The sequence below is a fragment of the Thermogutta terrifontis genome (assembly GCF_002277955.1).
Taxonomy (GTDB): Bacteria; Planctomycetota; Planctomycetia; order Pirellulales; family Thermoguttaceae; genus Thermogutta; species Thermogutta terrifontis.
Map to the genome: position 1 here is coordinate 4515337 of NZ_CP018477.1, position 16955 is coordinate 4532291.

The following is a 16955-nucleotide window of genomic DNA, read 5'->3' on the forward strand; positions in this document are numbered from 1 at the left end:
TTCCGCACAAGATCCCAAAACGAAATAATCTGCCAGGAGAATCGTGAGATAAGCCATGAACCGGCACAAACGCATCCTGCAAACGGGATTGACGAATGGAACGCGTGGGCAACGCATTTCGGAAAGCACGCCGCCGAAGGAGCACCGTGGGTGGCGATGTTTCGCCGCGATCCCGTGGGGACTGCTGAGCGTGGTGCTGCTGGTCGGTTGCCATACACCGAAGGTCTCTCACGAGGCGAAAATGGGCCCGGTGTACGACCGACCGTTCCCGCTCGGCCAGGTGACGGATGCGCACTGGGAAACGATGCAGACCAACGCGGAAGCCGCGGACTTCATCTTTTATGATCACGAATTCGTGGGCCAGACGGCCGACCTAACTCCTCTGGGGCGAAAACACCTGTTGTCTGTGGCACTGCGATTGGAGCATGTTCCCTTCCCTGTTGTGGTGGAAGAGTCGCCCCGTGGTGAAAACCCGCAGCTTGACGAAGCACGACGGCAAACCATCGTCAACCAGCTCGTTCAGCTCGGACTCAACCGCGAGATGGTCGAGGCCCGGGTGGTTGTGGCACCGGCGTTCACGGAAGGCCTTTCCGCCATCGAGGGTGAGGCAGCGTACTACAGCACGCTTCTCGATAGCCAGTACGGGACGGGCTTTCGCGGCATGAACCGGGGTTTCAGCGGCTGGCGACGGTAGGCTTGCTGCCGGCTTCGCAAAGATCGGCAAATGCGCATGGGACGGAGGTGGCCCCTCTGTCCCATTTCTCTTTCGGAGGGACCCGCTTGTCGGGTCCGAGGGATAACGCTCGATCATCCATTCCCTCTCACCGGGCACGACCAGCGCGCCCCGCCCAATTTTCCGGAGGGACGTGCTTGTCACGTCCAGATTCGGAGGGACGCGCTTGTCGCGTCCGATCAACACCGATCGGCACCCCGTCACGGAGCATGGCAAGCGTCCCCCTACTCCGAAAATTCCTGCCCCTCGTGTCGCCTTCCACCTCCAGACTGGGTGAAGCTCAGGATATGTGTGCCTGGCCTTTTCTTGACAACACCTACCTGGCCGGTCATCATTACTGGCGTCTCAAGGGCGGCCAAAGCGGGATGGCTTCGGCTTGTGGTTGAAGTGGCGTGGCCTTTTTCCGGGAGGGTTGAACCGATGTGTGAACACTGCACGCGCCGTGAATTCCTGGGTAGCAGCGTCCTCAGCGCTCTGGCAGCATCCGCGAGCTGGAGCTACACATGGGCATCGCAGGCGGCTCCCGTTCAGCGGCCTGAAAAAGTCAAGATTGGCGTTCTCTGGTCAGGCTCACCGGGGCCGGCGGATCGTGGCTGGAACACCGATCCGCCTCATGTTGAAAAAATGCAAAAAGTCCTCACCGAGGTGGAACAAAAGCTGGGGAATGTCGAGCTGGTCCATGGCAAATCGGAGAACGCCGAGCAGACCAAGAACTTTTTGGGCACCATCGGGGAAGGCACACCGGTTCTCGCCATCAACCTCAGTTGCTTTGCCCTCACCCGGCTGGTCGGTCCAATCCTGGAAGCCCGCCATCCGATGATCGTCTTCTCGCTGCCGGCCAGTGGGCACGACTGGATGTATCCTCATCGGTGGCAGCGGGCGGGACACCGCGTCACGCTGTTTGCGACGAGCGATCTGGCCGAACTGGAACACGCGGTGCGGCTGCTGCGGGTCATTCCGCTCCTCAAGCAAACGCGGATTCTTCTGTTCCCGCCGGCCCGCGGAACAGCCCCGGCTTGTTCCCCGGAACTGATCAAAGAGCGTCTCGGGGCAGAAGTCCTGGCCGTCGAGCAGGCGGCGTTCGACGAGATGATGGCGGCGGTGGAAGAGGACGCCGTCCGCGAAGAAGCCCAGCGATGGATCAAAGGCGCCAAGCAGATCATAGAACCCACCGAAGAAGATATCTACAAAGCCGCCCGGGTGAGTGTGGCTCTCAATCGGCTCATGGATAAATACCAGGCTCAGGGGCTGGCGGTGGGCACGTGCATGGGCTGGTTGCCACGGGGATTCCCCTGCCTCGGTTTCGCACGGTTGCGGGATCGCGGACTACCGGCCGCCTGCGAGGGTGACATGGATTCGCTGCTCACGATGCTTATTTTCCGATATGCCTTTGATAAACCCGGCTTCCAGGGAAATGCCACCTTCGACACGTCGCGGAATGTGCTTTGGACCGCCCACTGCACCGGGCCGCTGAAGCTGGATAGCATCGACGGCCCCGAGCATCCCTATCTGCTCCGCGGGCATTCGGAAGTCGGTGGCAGCGGATGTGTGCCCGAAGTGCAGTACCGCGTCGGCGAGGTCATCACCCGAACCAAATTCGTTAACCTGGACACCTTACTGATATCCACAGCCAAAATTGTGGAAGTGCCCGAAAAATCGGTCCACGGCTGTCGCACGCAGTTGGTCAGCGAAGTCCGCGACGCGGCCAAAATGGTGGTCAACTGGAGCAGCGCCCTCCAAACCGAGGATGCGATGACGCTCCTCCATCGGGTAGTGTTTTACGGGGATCACCTGCAAAGTGCCTACCACCTGGCCCGCCTGATGGGGTGGAATGTCATTGAAGAGGGTTGAGCCCCATCACGGCTGAAATTCGCCGAACCATTCCTGGGCAAAATATGCCCGGAGGCCCTCGGGCCAGGAGGCACTTTCCGCTGGGAGAGTGCCTCTCCCTCGCCGCTGATTGCTTTGAGGCTTGGCTTTTGGGCCTTCCGGCTTATTCACTTTGGGTAGCCATTTGGCCAGCTCCGCCTTGACTTCAGCGTAAGCCGGATCGCTGGCGAGATTGGTCCACTCCATTGGATCTTTCTCGTGATCGTAGAGTTCTTCCGTCCCGTCGCTGTAGCGGATATAGCGCCAGCGCTCCGATCGTACTGCGTGATTCATATAGCCGTGCGTGGTCACAACCGGTCGATCCCAGGGCGCATCCGGCTGCTTGAGGAGCGGCACGATGCTCCTGCCCTCCACGTGCGCCGGGATGGGAAGGTCGCACAACTCGCACAAAGTGGGATAGAGGTCGAGCAGGCTCACCGTGCGATGGCACTGGCTTCCTGGCTGCGTTACACCTGGGGCACAGATGATGAGGGGCACGCGGGTGGCTTCTTCCCATAGTGTGAATTTCCGCCAGTGAAGTTTTTCACCCAGGTGCCACCCGTGGTCCCCCCACACGACCACGATTGTATTCGTGGCATAAGGGCTTTTTTGAAAGGCATCCAGTAACCGGCCCACCTGGCGATCCACAAACTCGATGCTGGCCAGGTAGCCCTGAACGGCTTTTTCCCAGTTGTGGGTGGCCAGCACCCGCGCATGGTCGCCCTGAGGGTTGGCGATCTTTTTCCCCAAGGGCGGGACGTCGTCCAGATCGTCTTCCTTCACCTGAGGAAGAACGATGTTCGCCAGAGGAAAGTCGTCGAAATACGGGCGCGGCACATACCAGGGCAAATGCGGACGAATGTAACCGACCGCCAGAAAGAACGGGCGATCGTGCTTCTGGCCGAGGAACTCAATCGCCCAATCACTCAGCTTGGTGTCGCCCATCGCGGCGTCATCCACATCCAGGGGCCCCCAATCGAATTGCGCCGCATTTGGGATGCCATTGAGAGGCCGATTTGGCGGTACTGGATCACCAGGCCGGTCCCAGTACACCTCCCACGATTGGGGATCGTTGAAAACATTATGGAAGAGCTTTCCTCCTCCGTACACCTTGTAACCGTGAGCCATGAAATGCTGAAACACAGTAATGGTGTCCGGAAGTTGCGGTCGCCAGGGGTTGTCATTGTGATAGACACCTGACGAGGACGGTAAAACGCCGCACAACAGGCTCGTTCGGGAAGGATTGCACGCCGGGGCCGTGCAGTACGCGCGGGTGAAAATCATCCCCCGCTTCGCGAGGGCGTCCAAATTCGGCGTTTTTGCCTGCGGGTGGCCGCCAAGGAAGCCCGTCCAATCATTGAGATCGTCAATCGCGATGAAGAGGACATTGGGTTTGCTCGGGGCAGATGGGGCCTCTCCGAATCCAGAGGTTTGGAACACCCACATCCAGCCCATACCGAGGACCAGAAGCGCGACACTCCGACCACTGACCATGAGACACCTCCCCCTGTGGTTAAACAATTGAAGCATCTGCTGGCGGGGCCAACGCGTCTTCCCCAATCCAAACTGAAACCGACCCCAATTTACCCGAGTCCAGGTTCCTCCGGGAGCACCGGTGGGCCGCCACATCGTGGAGGAATGCTTTGCCGTTCATTTCCGCCGGCCGTGGTTGGTGCCACAACTTTGTGGTCCCCAAGGATTCTGTGGACGCATCGATGCACCCGCGCGGCACCTGAACGCAGATGACAACACCCGCGTAGAAGAATTAAACCGCTTCTGAGCCTGCCAGGGGCAGCTCCGCCGAGAAATCCCCAACGGTTTCGCGACGCCCTCCACCATTGACTCCGCGCGAGTGGACTGGCGAGGCTGTGACGATATAATAGCAATGAACCGTTATCAGCGTCTTTGGGGGTTGTGCTGATAACGTCGGTCATGTGTCTCCAGAATAAGGGAGGTCACACTTGCTTACCGAACAACAGGTTGCCCACAGTTGGTACTCGTTGTTCTCCAAAGGTCCGGTTGACGAAAAGAAGCTGAAACGGGCCGAATCTCTCTTGAAGCACCTGAGACCGGAAAGCCCTCTCCATTACCGGCTCAGCAAGGAACTTGAGGAAATCCGGGCGCGGTATCAGGAGCAGAATAAGAAAAGCCGAGCCGCGGCCTCAAGCTGAAGTTTTCGCTTCTGCCTTTTTTATCGGTCCCCGTCAGGTTCCGGCGACCCGCGCTGGGGGTTGATTTTGCGCCTGGCCAAGGCATCGTCCGATCTGGCGAACGGCCTGCCGGAGACGGTGTTCGTTTTCAACCAGCGCCAGTCGCAGATATCCTTCGCCCGCCGCGCCAAAACCGCCGCCGGGACTGACGGCCACATCGGCTTCTTTCAGCAGTTTCATCGCAAAGTCGAACGACGACATTTGGCTGGCCCAGGGCTCGGGAATTTTCGCCCAGACAAACATCGTCGCCTTGGGCCGAACGATGGGCCAGCCGAGCCGTTCCAGCCCTTCGCAGAGGACATCGCGTCGCCGCTGGTACTCGCGGGCCTGGGCCTCGACGGCGGCATCCGTGTGTCGGAGGGCGACGATCGCCGCGACCTGAATCGCGCGAAACATGCCGTAGTCGTAATAGGTCTTCACGGTGGCGAGGGCCCGCACCATCTCCGCGTTGCCACAGCAGAATCCCACCCGCCAACCCGCCATGTTGTATCCTTTGCTCATCGTGGTGAGTTCCACGCCCACATCTCGCCCGCCGGGGACGGCCAGAAGGCTCGGCGCCCGGTAGCCGTCAAACGTGACGTCCGCGTACGCAAGGTCACTGATGACGAGAAAGCTGTAGCGCTTGGCCAGTCGCACCAATTCATGGTAAAAGTCGGCCTCCACCACGGTTGTGGTGGGATTGTGAGGAAAGTTGACCACGACGACTTTTGGGCGTGGAAACAGGTTCTGGCAGACGAAAGCCAGACGCGACAAAAACTCGTCTGGTTTGGTCACATCCAGACTGATCGTGCTGGCACCGGCAAGAATGACCGCGTACACGTGGGGTGGATAGGAAGGGGCTGGCACGACGGCCGTATCTCCCGGTCCCAAAAGGGCCAAGCACAGATGGCTGAATCCATCCTTTGACCCCAGGCACACGATAATTTCGGATTCGGGATCCAATCGGACGCCGAACTGCTTGAAATACTTGGAAGCCACCTCTCTGCGGAGGTTCAAAATCCCCCTTGATTCGGTGTAGCCATGATTATCTGGATCGCGGGCGGCTGCCGCAAGCTTCTCGATCACGATATCCTGCGGGGGATCACTGGGATTACCCATTCCCAAATCGATCACGTCGGCGCCTGCCCGGCGCTTTTCATAAAGGAGCTTATTGATCCGCGCAAACAGATAGGGCGGCAAACGGAGGACGCGATCGGCCACCGGGATGCTGAATCCGGAGCGGGTTTCCGTGGGACCGATCGGACCGGGGACCTCTTTCGGCAAATCTTTCTCGTGCATACGCTTTCGATGCCCCTCTAAAAGGGCAGCTGAACCTCCGATATAGGTGCAAATTCCTGAGTGCGTCAGTTTCTGGTTGATCTCTTTCAGTGTACAGGATCGTCTGCAAAATGGGGAATACCGGCGCAGGCTTGACCCATTCCACGTTTTACTAAAATCCATGCCAAGCTGCGGGCACAATGTGGTGTAGAGGCAATTCACGAATTGCCCCTACCGGCGAGCGCTTATCGTGGTTGCGGCAAAAGACCGCAAACGGCAAGGTTGTGAAGGCTAAAGCCTTCACCAAAAAGCGGCGATAAATCGCCGCACTCCATGGAGTGCGGGGCTTTAGCCCCGCTTTCCACGCGGGACTTCAGTCCCCGGTGAAACGAAATGGATGATCCAACGTTAAATAACGGACGTGACAAGCACGTCCCTCCGAAAGCGGACCTGACAAGCAGGTCCCTCCGAGAGGTCGGAGGGGCACGCTTGTCGTGCCCGATCAGGAGGCATGGGCGATCAATCGGTGGTCATCGGACCCGACCAGCGGATCCCTCCGAATATGGACGTGACAAGCACGTCTCTCCGAAAGCGGATCCGGCAAGCAGGTCCCTCCGGGCTGTTCCCGGCGTCGTCGTGTGCGCCCAGTCGATGAAACTCCACCTGCGTTAAAAACTTTGCCGCTGTCCGTTGCATCGCCCGGTCCCGCGAAGTACATTCAAAGGCTTGGCTGACCGGGAGAGGATTTCCTGAGTGCCCCCAAAGCGGCCTGCAATCATCCGTCTCAAGACATCTCGACGGAGCGCAGTTAGATAATTTGATTCCGAATTCCTTCACTTTTTTCTTTCACATTTGCAAGAGGAGCGATCGCGATGATGCTTCCGTGGAGACAAATGGCGGTTCCTCGCTCAGCGTACACAGCTCGGGTTGTTGGAAGGCTTTTGGGCCTGGTTTTTCTCCTACCATTTATCGGGGCGGTGATTGGCGTGCTGCCCGATCGTGTTGCGCGCGGGGAAGACTGGCCCCAGTTCCATGGGCCCAATCGTGATAACATCTGCACAGAAACGGGGCTTCTTCAGGAATGGCCGGAAGGCGGCCCCAAACTCCTCTGGACGCTTGAGGGCCTTGGCCGCGGTTATTCAACGGTTTCAATCTCCCAAGGGCGTCTGTACACGATGGGGGATCGGCCTGCGGAAGGTGGTGAGGCCCAATTTGTTCTGGCCTACGACCTGGCCACCCGCAAGGAACTCTGGGCGACGCGGATTGGACCGCCTCACCGCGATGGGGGCCCACGCTGCACGCCCACCGTGGATGGCGATCGGGTTTACGCCATCGGCACGGACGGGGACCTGGTGTGTCTTGATGCGGCCACCGGCCGAATCGTGTGGAGGAAGAACTTCGGGCGGGATTTCGGCGGCAAAATGATGTCCGTCTGGCGATACAGCGAGTCACCCCTGGTGGATGGGGAAAAACTGGTGTGCACCCCCGGCGGAAAAGACGCCCTCCTTGTGGCGCTGGACAAGAAAACGGGGGAAACGATCTGGCGTTGTCAGCCCGGGGATTTGGGACCACGCGGAGCGGACGGAGCGGGGTACGCTTCGATCATGCCGGCCGAGATTCATGGCGTTCGTCAGTACATTACCCTGGTGGGCAGGGGAGCCGTTGGTGTCGATGCTGCGACCGGCAAGCTCCTGTGGAATTACAACCGTATCGCCAACAACGTGGCGAACATCTCCAATCCCGTTATCCGTGGCGAATACGTTTTCGTCAGCACGGCCTACCGCACCGGGTGTGCCCTGCTGCGCATCAAACGGGATGGAGAGAACTGGTCGGCGGAGGAAGTCTATTTCCATGATGCCAATACATTTTCCAACCATCATGGCGGCATGGTGCTTGTTGGGGATTACCTGTACGCCGGGGATGGCCAGAATCGCGGAGCCCCCATCTGCATCGAGTTTCTCACCGGGAAAGTGATGTGGAAGGAACAGCCGGTGGACCGCGGATCGGCGGCCGTCCTCTACGCCGACAACCGACTCTATTTCCGCTATGAAGCCGGCACGGTCGCGCTCATTGCTCCGGATCCCAAAGGATTCCGGCTCATCAGCCAGTTCCGCCCGGCCGTCGTGGACGGTCCAGCCTGGCCGCATCCCGTCATCTGCGATGGGAAACTCTATCTGCGGGCTCACAACGTCCTCATGTGCTACGATGTCAAGAATAAGCCCTGACCCCATCAAGCGAGGTGTTTTCGACACGCCAGCTCGGCGATGCGTCATCACTTCCACGGATGTAACGAGAAAGGTACCTGATTCACCCAGCAAAGACCAGGCAATTTCCCTCATCTGATGGCGCGAGAATATTGGTTGCGTTGGATGGTGTTTTTCGTGCTGATGGGCGCGCTCGCCGGTGGGTGCGGCTTGCCAACGCCAGAGCGCGATAATGCCTTCCAGTCTGCGCCCGCAGGAGATTCGAGCAACTCGCCTCTGCCGCCGGGGCAGATTCGCCGGATCGTCTCCATGGCCCCGAGCATTACCGAAACACTCTTTGCCCTGGGATGCGGGGATCGGGTGGTGGCCGTTACCGATTTCTGCGAATATCCTCCCGAAGTCCGCAACTTGCCCCGGGTGGGCGGATACGTCAACCCGAATCTGGAGGCCGTGCTGCGACTGAGGCCCGATCTGGTCGTCGCACCGGCAGGCGCCGAAGACCTGCCCGCCAAACTCAAAGCCATGGGGCTCCCTGTGCTTACCGTGGACCACCGCTCGATTGAGGGTGTGTTTGATTCGCTGTCGATTCTGGGCAAAGCTCTGGGGGTGGAACGGCGCGCCGAAGAACTGAGCGCGACCTGGCGAAAGCGATTGGACACAATTGCCCAGCGATGTCGTGGTCAGCCACGGCCGCGGGTTTTGGTCGTGGTGGATCGACCGCTGGAAACCGGTCGGCTCCAGAATCTGTGTGCGGCTGGATCAGATGGGTTTCTCAATAGACTCGTGGAACTGGCCGGTGGCGAGAACGTTCTCGGGGACTCCGCCGTTGCTTTCCCCATCATTTCGGCAGAAACCGTCCTGCGGCTCAATCCGGATGTGATTATCGAGATCCAGGCGGGAAGAGAGATCTCGTCTGAGCGTCACTCGGAATGGTTGGCCGCCTGGCAGGAGGTGAAAGAAGTGTCCGCCGTGCAAAATGGACGCGTTTATCTTTTGGGGAAGGATGTCCCTGTGGTCCCCGGCCCGCGGATGCTCGATCTGGCAGAATCCCTCGGGCGGTGCATCCACCCGGAGCTGTTTGACGCTTCTGGCCCCTCCCGCTCAGTGACCTCCGGGGAGAAGTAATGGCTCGCCCTGCTCGATCGCCAACGGCCGGTGGCCGGTCGCTGTTCCTTGGAAGGCGATTTTCACAGGGGTAAAATAAAGGCCAACAAGCGAACGGCGATTGGGACGTGTTTTCTCGTCCCAGAAAGGAGCCATTCGTGGAAGGCGCCATGGGAGGGAACCTATCGGCAGCTCGTCTGTCAGGTGGTCGATCTCAATTGATTCGGGTTGAGAGAGGACGGACCCATGAGCGAGATCTCCAATTCCTATGTGGCGCGGATCGGCGAAACCGCGGGTTTGGTTTGGCACGCTTTGCATGCCAACGGGCCGCTCAACCTCAGCCAGCTTGTCAAGAAGCTGGAACGGCCACGCGACGAGGTCATGCAGGCCATTGGCTGGCTTGCTCGAGAGGATAAACTCGTCTTCATGGACCGTGGTCGTGCCCGGCTGGTGGCACTGAAAGAGCAGGCCGGCGCCTGATGGCTTGCAGCTTGTTGGCTCAAAACTCGAAGATTTTCCGCACGTCTTCGATGACGCCTTCCTTGGTCATGAGACGTCCTGGCTCATCCGGCTTATCGAACACGAGCCATTGCTTCTTTGCCTTAATCGGCATCTCAATGCAGTAGGGTTTGCACCGTGGAATGGCTTCGATGGCTTTTTTCGCCCCCTCGTACAGGGCTCGGCGTGTCTGGTCAAACGGATAAAGCACGGCGCTTTCACGGGCCAGCCCTTTTTTGACAGCGACCGTCACAACTTCTGGCCCAAAGAAGGTTCTCGCTTCCCGGCAGGTGGCCTCGTCGCCGGTCACCATGATCGTGGGGACACCGAAGGCTCCGGCGTAAAGAGCCACCTGCGCAAGTTCCCCCGATTCCACCCCGTTGTACCAGTAACGGTTCTCGTTTCGAGATGATTGCGTGTGGCAGAGCACGCCATCCGGCGTCCCCATCATGGCATGAGCACCCAGTTGGACCAACCCCGCGAAGGTTTCGTCGAGCTCGGGCATCACGCTGGGCCGGGGCAAACCCGTGATGTACTTGGCCCCAGGCACCATCAGGTGCGGCACAAAGGCCTGGCTGCCGTGACCATCCAGAATCACGATTTCCGTGGCCCCGGCATCGCGGAGTCCCCGTACCACTGCCGCAATATCGCCCATCAGATATTCCTTCGCCTGTTCATTGAGGGGACCGGCCTCGCGGGTTTGAGCAAACTTGTAAACGCCACTGGCGCCCTCCAAATCGGTGACGATGTAGATTTTCAAACCTTGCCCATGAACTCCAATCGGCCAGGTGAAAAGCGAGGCAATCAACCAACCCACACTCAGCAAGCTTTTCCACCGCATAACCGCAACTCCTTCTCTTCCTGGTCCTGCAGGTCGCACCACTCTCACGAAGGTGTGGCGGACATTTTAGGCAAAACGCGCCTCATGGACAACAACGCGGGCAACCCCACGAAGCTGTCCGCAAGCAATCTGGAATCCCGGATGCAGGGCGTGCCATTCGGGATGGGCGCCTGTTGAAACTGATTAACGGGAAACCACTTCCGGAAGCGGCCTTTTGTCGGACCGTCTCGGATCGCTCCCCACCACCGGCTCAGCGTTGTGCTTTGGGGACGAGCACACTTCGGCTGACAATCGCATCGCGGATCGCTGTTTCACCCACCAGGGGCGGCTCACATTGGCTGCCATGGCACAGGTAGAGAGTGGCCTGACCGTCGATCGGCTTCCGGTCGCGGAATATCCGCTCGTGCAATGGCCCAGCGGCGTGCTGATCTGGTCCGTCCATTGCGGTAACACACGCGGGAATGTAGCGACGAAAATATTCGCGGAGAAAATCAGGCCATTCGCGCGAGTGCTCGGCAGTTTCTGGCAGACAAAACACCCAGCTCGTCCAGCCGCTGGTCAGCGTCTGGAGACAGAGCAGTGCGTGTCCCACACCCATCGGGGCCCGCTGCATCCAGCCCGATAAACCGGCCAGCGCCTGTTCGGCATCCTCCAGGAAGCGTGTTTCTCCCAGCAGGTGCCCCAGGCGGAGGAGGAGCTCCACGGTCAACGCGCTTCCGCTTGGTGTGGGATTGTCGAAATAGTCCAGTTGCCGACAGAGGAGATGAGGATGATCTTGCGCGGTCATAAAGAACGCCCCGCTCTGCGGATCGCGAAATTGTTCGAGAATGTATTCCACCAGACGATAGGCGTGTTCGAGGTACTGCGGATTCGCCGTGGTTTCATAGCCACTCACCAGGGCCACGCCCAGCGCTGCATGATCGTCCAGCACAGCGGGGCCCTGGAGTTCGCCATCACACCAGGAATGGCAAAGTTGGCTGTTGATCCAAAACGTGGCCAGCAGGAAATCAAGTGTCTCCTGGGCGGCCTCAATGTAACGTGATTCCCCCAGTGCACGCCCAGCCCAGAAGAGCGTGTCCACAGCGAATGCATTCCAATTGAGGAGGATCTTCTCATCCCGGGCGGGGCGCACTCGGCGGTTACGTGCCTGGAAAAGGATCTGGCGGCACACCGCAAGTTCCTTCTCGATGCTTTCTCGCTCTTGGGCGGTGAGTTGTTCCAGGCGATCCTGGGAAGAAATCAGATTCGGAATGTTGCGACCCTCGAAATTACCCTGCCGACGGATATCGTAGTACTCGACGAAAAGGTCTGCACGATTGCCAAGGATTTCCTGAATCTCCTGGTAATCCCAAAGGTAAAACTTGCCTTCTTCGCCCTCGCTATCGGCATCCTCAGACGAATAAAAGCCGCCGCCCGGTCGAGCCATGTCGCGGAGGAGATAATCGAGCGTTCGTCGGGTGACATCTTCATAGAGCGGGCGTTCCGTCAGGCGAAAGGCGTCAAGATATGCCCGGGCGAGAAGCGCGTTGTCGTAGAGCATCTTTTCAAAGTGCGGCACCAGCCATTGGGCATCGGTAGAATAGCGGTGGAACCCTCCGCCAATATGGTCGTGAATGCCCCCTGCGGCCATGGAATCGAGCGTCTTGAGCGCCATGAAGAGGGCAACCTGCGAGGATGTCGTGGCATACCGCAGCAGGAGAAATCGCAGCAAAGAGGGATGGGGAAACTTGGGCGCTGCTCCGAAACCACCCCAACGGCTGTCGAATCCGTGGGCCAGCGCACGTTCCGCGAGTTCGGCCGTGCTACTGTCGGGCCTGTCGGCCTTGCCCGCCAGCGTCCCTGAGACATCCGAAACCAGGATTGTTAGCTTGTCCGCCTGCCCCAGTACCTCCTCGCGGCGGTTCTGCCAGGCTTCGACGACAGCGCGGAGGACATCCAGAAAGCCGGGCATTCCTCCCCGAGCCCTGGGCGGAAAATACGTCCCTCCGTAAAACGGCTGGAGATCGGGAGTGAGGAAAACCGTGAGCGGCCAGCCCCCGCGACCCGTGAGAAGCTGAACGGCTTCCATGTACTGGGCATCCACAGCGGGGTGTTCCTCGCGGTCCACCTTGATGGAAACAAAATGCCTGTTGAGAAAGTCTGCGACTTCAGGGTCGTTGAAACTTTCTCGCTCCATTACGTGGCACCAGTGGCAGGCAGAATAGCCGATGGAGAGGAAAATGGGGCGGTCGAGCTCTTTGGCCTTTCGAAAGGCCTCCTCACCCCACGGATACCAGTCCACAGGATTTTCAGCGTGCTGTCGAAGATAAGGACTTTTCGACGAAATAAGACGATTGGGCATGGGTTTCATCAAAAAGAAAACAGTAGGCTTTTGTCGGGCCCTGATATTCTCACGCAAGCTGGAGAAAAGCCGCGAATTGGTCTCGCAAGCCGCACCCGATGGCCCAAACAATTGCCTCAGCAGTTCTTTACCAGTGCGTTTCCTTTTCCGGGTGATCCATCACCGGCCAAATTCGTTTTATCCTATGGCAGAACACTGCGTTGGGCAATGCTTGCAATCAGGTCAAGCCTACCGACCTCGCCCCCGGACCACCTGCCGGACATTCTTGACCGACAGGGCGTCTACTCCCCCATCACAACGCTTCGCCAGCGGGTTGCTTCAACTATTTGCTTGGGGGAATCACTCCAACGGGGCCTTGTGGGCTGCCCCAGCGGACGTGCGGTCCGTCCACAACCGTGGGCTTTTCATGGCCTACCACGCGGGAACCGTCAACAAGAATCGGCCATCGGGCGTCTGTCCCTTCCGGAAACTCCTCCTTGAAATGACACCCGACGATCTCGCCTTCTCGAAGAAGGGCCTGGAATTGACCAGCCGGCAATTCGGCAAAGCGGTGGATGAACTCGCAATCAACGAAGCGAAAACCTCCACCCGAGCACCAAATACTGCGGCGCTGGTTCGCGCGAAAAACGCAGGATTCAAACGTGACGTTTTTCAAGTTGCCGTTCATTTCCGCCAGGAAACCACCGTAAGGACCTTGGCCCTGCCAGGGTTTATCTTCGAAAGTGCAACGAATCCACCGCGTGGCCAAGGCCGGATCGTCCGAACCAAAAGCGTGCACGCTGCTGCCGTGAAACGTGCAGTCCTCGAAGACTAGTCCGGGCTTGGCATTCCATGCACTCCAATTGGTCACACCCCAGAACAAACAGCGGACAAAGCGGCTGTATCCGCCGTCGCCGGAGTCGGCCACCATGCCGCAACCCGCATTGTTGACAAACTCGCAGTCCTCGAAATAGCCGTCGCGACAGATGGACTCCTCCGCCTCGATGTCGAGTCCCGCACCGGGGGCAGAGACAAACGGCTTGCCGTTGTTTTCGGCCTTTCCCGTGTGATTGAACTTGCACCGCCGAGCGGTCAGCCCTCGCCCGCCGATCCATGAAAGTCCCTGTCGCCCGTTGTACTCGAACACGCAGTCCGTGAGAGTATGCGGCGACGCCGGGTCCTGCTCCTTCAGGCCGTACCAGCCGATCATGATTCCATCCAGCGCATGGTGATGACTATGCACGCGCTCGATAGTGGCGTTTTTATTATTCTGAAGAAAGATTCCGCACGCAGGCAACTGTCGGCCCGTGTCGCCGAATTGTCCGCCAATGATTAGTTCGCCGAGGTTGCCGTCCAGTTCCAGGTCCTGGATGATGACGTTGTCGCACTCGACGATGTGCAGCATAAATCCCACGCTGGCCGCGTACTTGGGATCGACGAACGGCATTTTGGTTGGCTGATAGGGTTCGCCGTTATCTTTATCGAAGGACCCGAACCGCAAGCCCGGCGCTAACCGCAGCGTCGCCCGATTGCCTTCGATGCGCAGGTACTTCAGCCCCTTAACGGTGAAGATCTTGGCCGGGCGATAGTATGGATATTCGCCCGGGACATGTTCCTGCTTGCCCACCCGATAGGTGCCGGGCGGAATGACGAGCGTTCCGCCGCCGGATCGGGCGTGGTTCGATTGGCGCAAAAGAAAATCCCGACAACGCCCGTCATGCTAACAGCGTTGTGGTGCGTTGCCGGGATCGCTGACGCCGATTTTTCAAAAGGTCCAGCCTCGACTCTGCCAAGAAACCGTTGAACGGCGTCGGCAATCAACAATCGTCAACAGTGCTTGGCACTGTCGCGGAATATCATGGAGTACTTAATTGATTGAAGAAATAGTCGACTGCGGCGATCTTCTGCCTTGCAAGGTCTGAATACTTTGCGGGGTCACAAAATCCCGGATCTTCAATTATGCCGTCGCCATCGCTATCGTAAGGATCGAATTTCTGGACATCGAATGCATACCCTGCATCGAACAGCTTTTTCGCATACCCCAATGCTGCCGCCCAACATGATGCCCAATCCCGGTCTGGTAATATTGCACCAATGCCGTGAACGTAGTCTACAAGGTTGCCAGGTTCGTTATAATTAAACAGGGTGTTGATGTTGGACTGCTGTGTAAGATACATAAAATACTCCGCGAAGTTGCGCCCGCTATTATCTGGGGCGGGAATTCCCTGAAGAGATGGATCAAGCCACAGATACGCAATGGACCAAACAGTGGCCATTTCATAAAACAGTGGGTCCCACCCGAGATTGCTATCATAAAATTCAATTGTGCCATTTGAACCGGTAAAGATTGCGAAGTACGGATCGTAACCCTTTCGAATGAAATTCAACGAGCTACCATTCTGGAGCTTTAGTAGCGCGGTGTTGTTAGTGCGTTCGTGTAGCTTCGCCAGTCCGCGATCGACTATGCTAACCGTCAATTCATTCCATTGGCCGTCATCGTCATAAAAATTAATGGTCGCGTCGACGTCAGCGAGATTTGAGACCAGATCCAGGTTTTGAGGAGACGAGTAGACGCCATTGTACAAGAGGAACCGATCCGCCCCCGCACCACCCGCGAGGGTATCGACGTCGTCATCTACACCACCGAACAACCCATCATTCCCGGCTCCGCTGTTGAGAGTGTCAGCACCGGCTTCGCCATAGAGGTTGTCGTTCCCGTCCCCGCCGTACAGGTTGTCGTTCCCGTCCCCGCCGCTCAGGGTGTCGTTCCCGGCATCGCCAAAGAGCGCGTCGTCATCGGTGCCGCCGTTCAGCACGTCGTCGCCGGCGTCGCCGTGAAGCGTGTCATTTCCGGCATCGCCAAAGAGTTGGTCTGCACCATCGCTGCCGTACAGCGAGTCGTCGCCTTCATTGCCCTCAAGGTGATCGTCCCCGGCGTCGCCCCTCAGGAGGTCATCGCCGCGCCCACCCAAAAGCATATCATCGCCATCGGCTCCTTTAAGCACGTCGTCGTAATCGCCGCCGTAGACGATGTCATCGCCGCCCTGCCCGCGCACCACGTCTTCGCCATTACGTGCGTGCCAGTTTGCGAGCTGCCATGAACCCTTACCTTTGGAGAAAGTCGTACCGACGTGCAGGCCCAGCGAGCCGTTCCAATCCAATCCGCTGAACGCGATATCGGATTTGTGGTCTGCGTTGAAGTCACCGACGATCGGCGCCTGCCCGAGTAGATGCGTCCCTTCATCCAAACGGGTGTAACGGGATGTCCAGGATCCATCACGCGTAGAGAACTTGACTGCAATGTCGGGTCCCTGCCGTCCGGGCAAGAGAGGGTCCAGAAATCCGGGGGCGACAAAGGCGATGTCGGTTACGAGATCCCCGTTGAAGTCCCCGGTGAGGGCGGGACGGCCGGTCAGACTGACCATTTCCTCCACCCACAAGCCTTCCCAATTCCCGAACTCCTGATAGGCGGAGTTCCATGCTCCGGTTCCTTTAGAGAACTTGATAGTGAGGTTCATTTCCTCCATGCCGTTTTGATTTCGGCCGACGAAGACGATATCCGTTTTATGGTCGCCGTTGAAGTCACCGGTAAGAGGAGCATATTGGGCGAGATTTGGGTTGCCGTCCAAGCGGTTGTAGCGGGATTTCCACGTTCCATCGTAGTTGGCGAACTTGACGGCGATGTCCAATCCGTCCCCGGGAAAATACTGGTTTAACAGATTCCGACCGAGGAATGCGATGTCCGTCCTACCATCCCCATTGAAATCGCCGGTTAATGCGTCTTGTTTAGCCAACGCGATGCTTTCGTTGACCCACGCGGCCTCTCCAGCGAATTCTTGGTATCGATCGGTCCAGGCACCGTTGCCTTTAGAGAGTTTGACGTCGAGATTCAGCTCGTCATTCCCCTTCCAATTGGTTC

General features: G+C 58.4%; 12 protein-coding genes. 6 read left to right on the plus strand and 6 right to left on the minus strand.

The features are described from left to right. The first annotated feature begins 55 nt into the window (after positions 1 to 55). Entirely contained in the window at positions 56 to 694 is a 639-nt protein-coding gene (locus tag THTE_RS16710; RefSeq protein WP_095416510.1) for a hypothetical protein, read from the plus strand. A 459-nt stretch (positions 695 to 1153) separates the two neighbouring features. Next, positions 1154 to 2584, plus strand: coding sequence for a hypothetical protein (locus tag THTE_RS16715; protein WP_095416511.1), 1431 nt, complete (start codon positions 1154 to 1156; stop codon positions 2582 to 2584). Between the two features lie 6 nt (positions 2585 to 2590). On the opposite strand, the gene THTE_RS16720 is transcribed toward THTE_RS16715, so the two are convergent. Continuing rightward, positions 2591 to 4096 carry a sulfatase gene (locus tag THTE_RS16720; RefSeq protein WP_207651733.1) on the minus strand — a complete coding sequence of 502 codons (1506 nt, stop codon included), beginning with the start codon at positions 4094 to 4096 and terminating at the stop codon, positions 2591 to 2593. Between the two features lie 467 nt (positions 4097 to 4563). On the opposite strand from THTE_RS16720, the gene THTE_RS16725 reads away from it, so the two are divergent. After that, a complete protein-coding gene (locus THTE_RS16725) occupies positions 4564 to 4773 on the plus strand; it encodes a hypothetical protein (protein WP_095416512.1) in 210 nt (69 codons plus the stop codon). Positions 4774 to 4806: 33 nt separating this feature from the next. Here the strand turns inward: THTE_RS16725 and THTE_RS16730 are convergent, their stop codons facing one another. After that, complete coding sequence (locus THTE_RS16730) at positions 4807 to 6090, minus strand: aminotransferase class I/II-fold pyridoxal phosphate-dependent enzyme (RefSeq protein WP_095416513.1); 1284 nt, start codon at positions 6088 to 6090, stop codon at positions 4807 to 4809. A gap of 851 nt (positions 6091 to 6941) precedes the next feature. Here THTE_RS16730 and THTE_RS16735 point away from each other — a divergent pair. The 3 genes from THTE_RS16735 (at position 6942) to THTE_RS16745 (ending at position 9857) form a co-directional block, all read left to right on the plus strand. Continuing rightward, positions 6942 to 8294 carry a PQQ-binding-like beta-propeller repeat protein gene (locus THTE_RS16735; protein WP_095416514.1) on the plus strand — a complete coding sequence of 451 codons (1353 nt, stop codon included), beginning with the start codon at positions 6942 to 6944 and terminating at the stop codon, positions 8292 to 8294. 144 nt (positions 8295 to 8438) lie between these two features. Continuing rightward, positions 8439 to 9398, plus strand: a complete 960-nt coding sequence (locus THTE_RS16740; RefSeq protein WP_157732188.1) for an ABC transporter substrate-binding protein — start codon at positions 8439 to 8441, stop codon at positions 9396 to 9398. A 225-nt stretch (positions 9399 to 9623) separates the two neighbouring features. Continuing rightward, positions 9624 to 9857, plus strand: a complete 234-nt coding sequence (locus tag THTE_RS16745; RefSeq protein ID WP_095416516.1) for a winged helix-turn-helix domain-containing protein — start codon at positions 9624 to 9626, stop codon at positions 9855 to 9857. 19 nt (positions 9858 to 9876) lie between these two features. Here THTE_RS16745 and THTE_RS16750 read toward each other — a convergent pair whose 3' ends face one another. From THTE_RS16750 to THTE_RS18120, 4 genes are all read right to left on the minus strand, one after another. After that, positions 9877 to 10716 (minus strand): M55 family metallopeptidase, encoded by an 840-nt coding sequence (locus THTE_RS16750; RefSeq protein ID WP_095416517.1) that lies wholly within the window; start codon positions 10714 to 10716, stop codon positions 9877 to 9879. A 250-nt stretch (positions 10717 to 10966) separates the two neighbouring features. Continuing rightward, the gene (locus THTE_RS16755) at positions 10967 to 13057 is read right to left on the minus strand and encodes a thioredoxin domain-containing protein (RefSeq protein ID WP_157732189.1); all 2091 of its coding nucleotides are present in this window, start codon (positions 13055 to 13057) and stop codon (positions 10967 to 10969) included. 322 nt (positions 13058 to 13379) lie between these two features. Then, entirely contained in the window at positions 13380 to 14729 is a 1350-nt protein-coding gene (locus THTE_RS16760) for a right-handed parallel beta-helix repeat-containing protein (RefSeq protein WP_095416519.1), read from the minus strand. Between the two features lie 163 nt (positions 14730 to 14892). After that, a complete protein-coding gene (locus THTE_RS18120) occupies positions 14893 to 16830 on the minus strand; it encodes a calcium-binding protein (RefSeq protein ID WP_157732190.1) in 1938 nt (645 codons plus the stop codon). Positions 16831 to 16955: the final 125 nt, after the last annotated feature.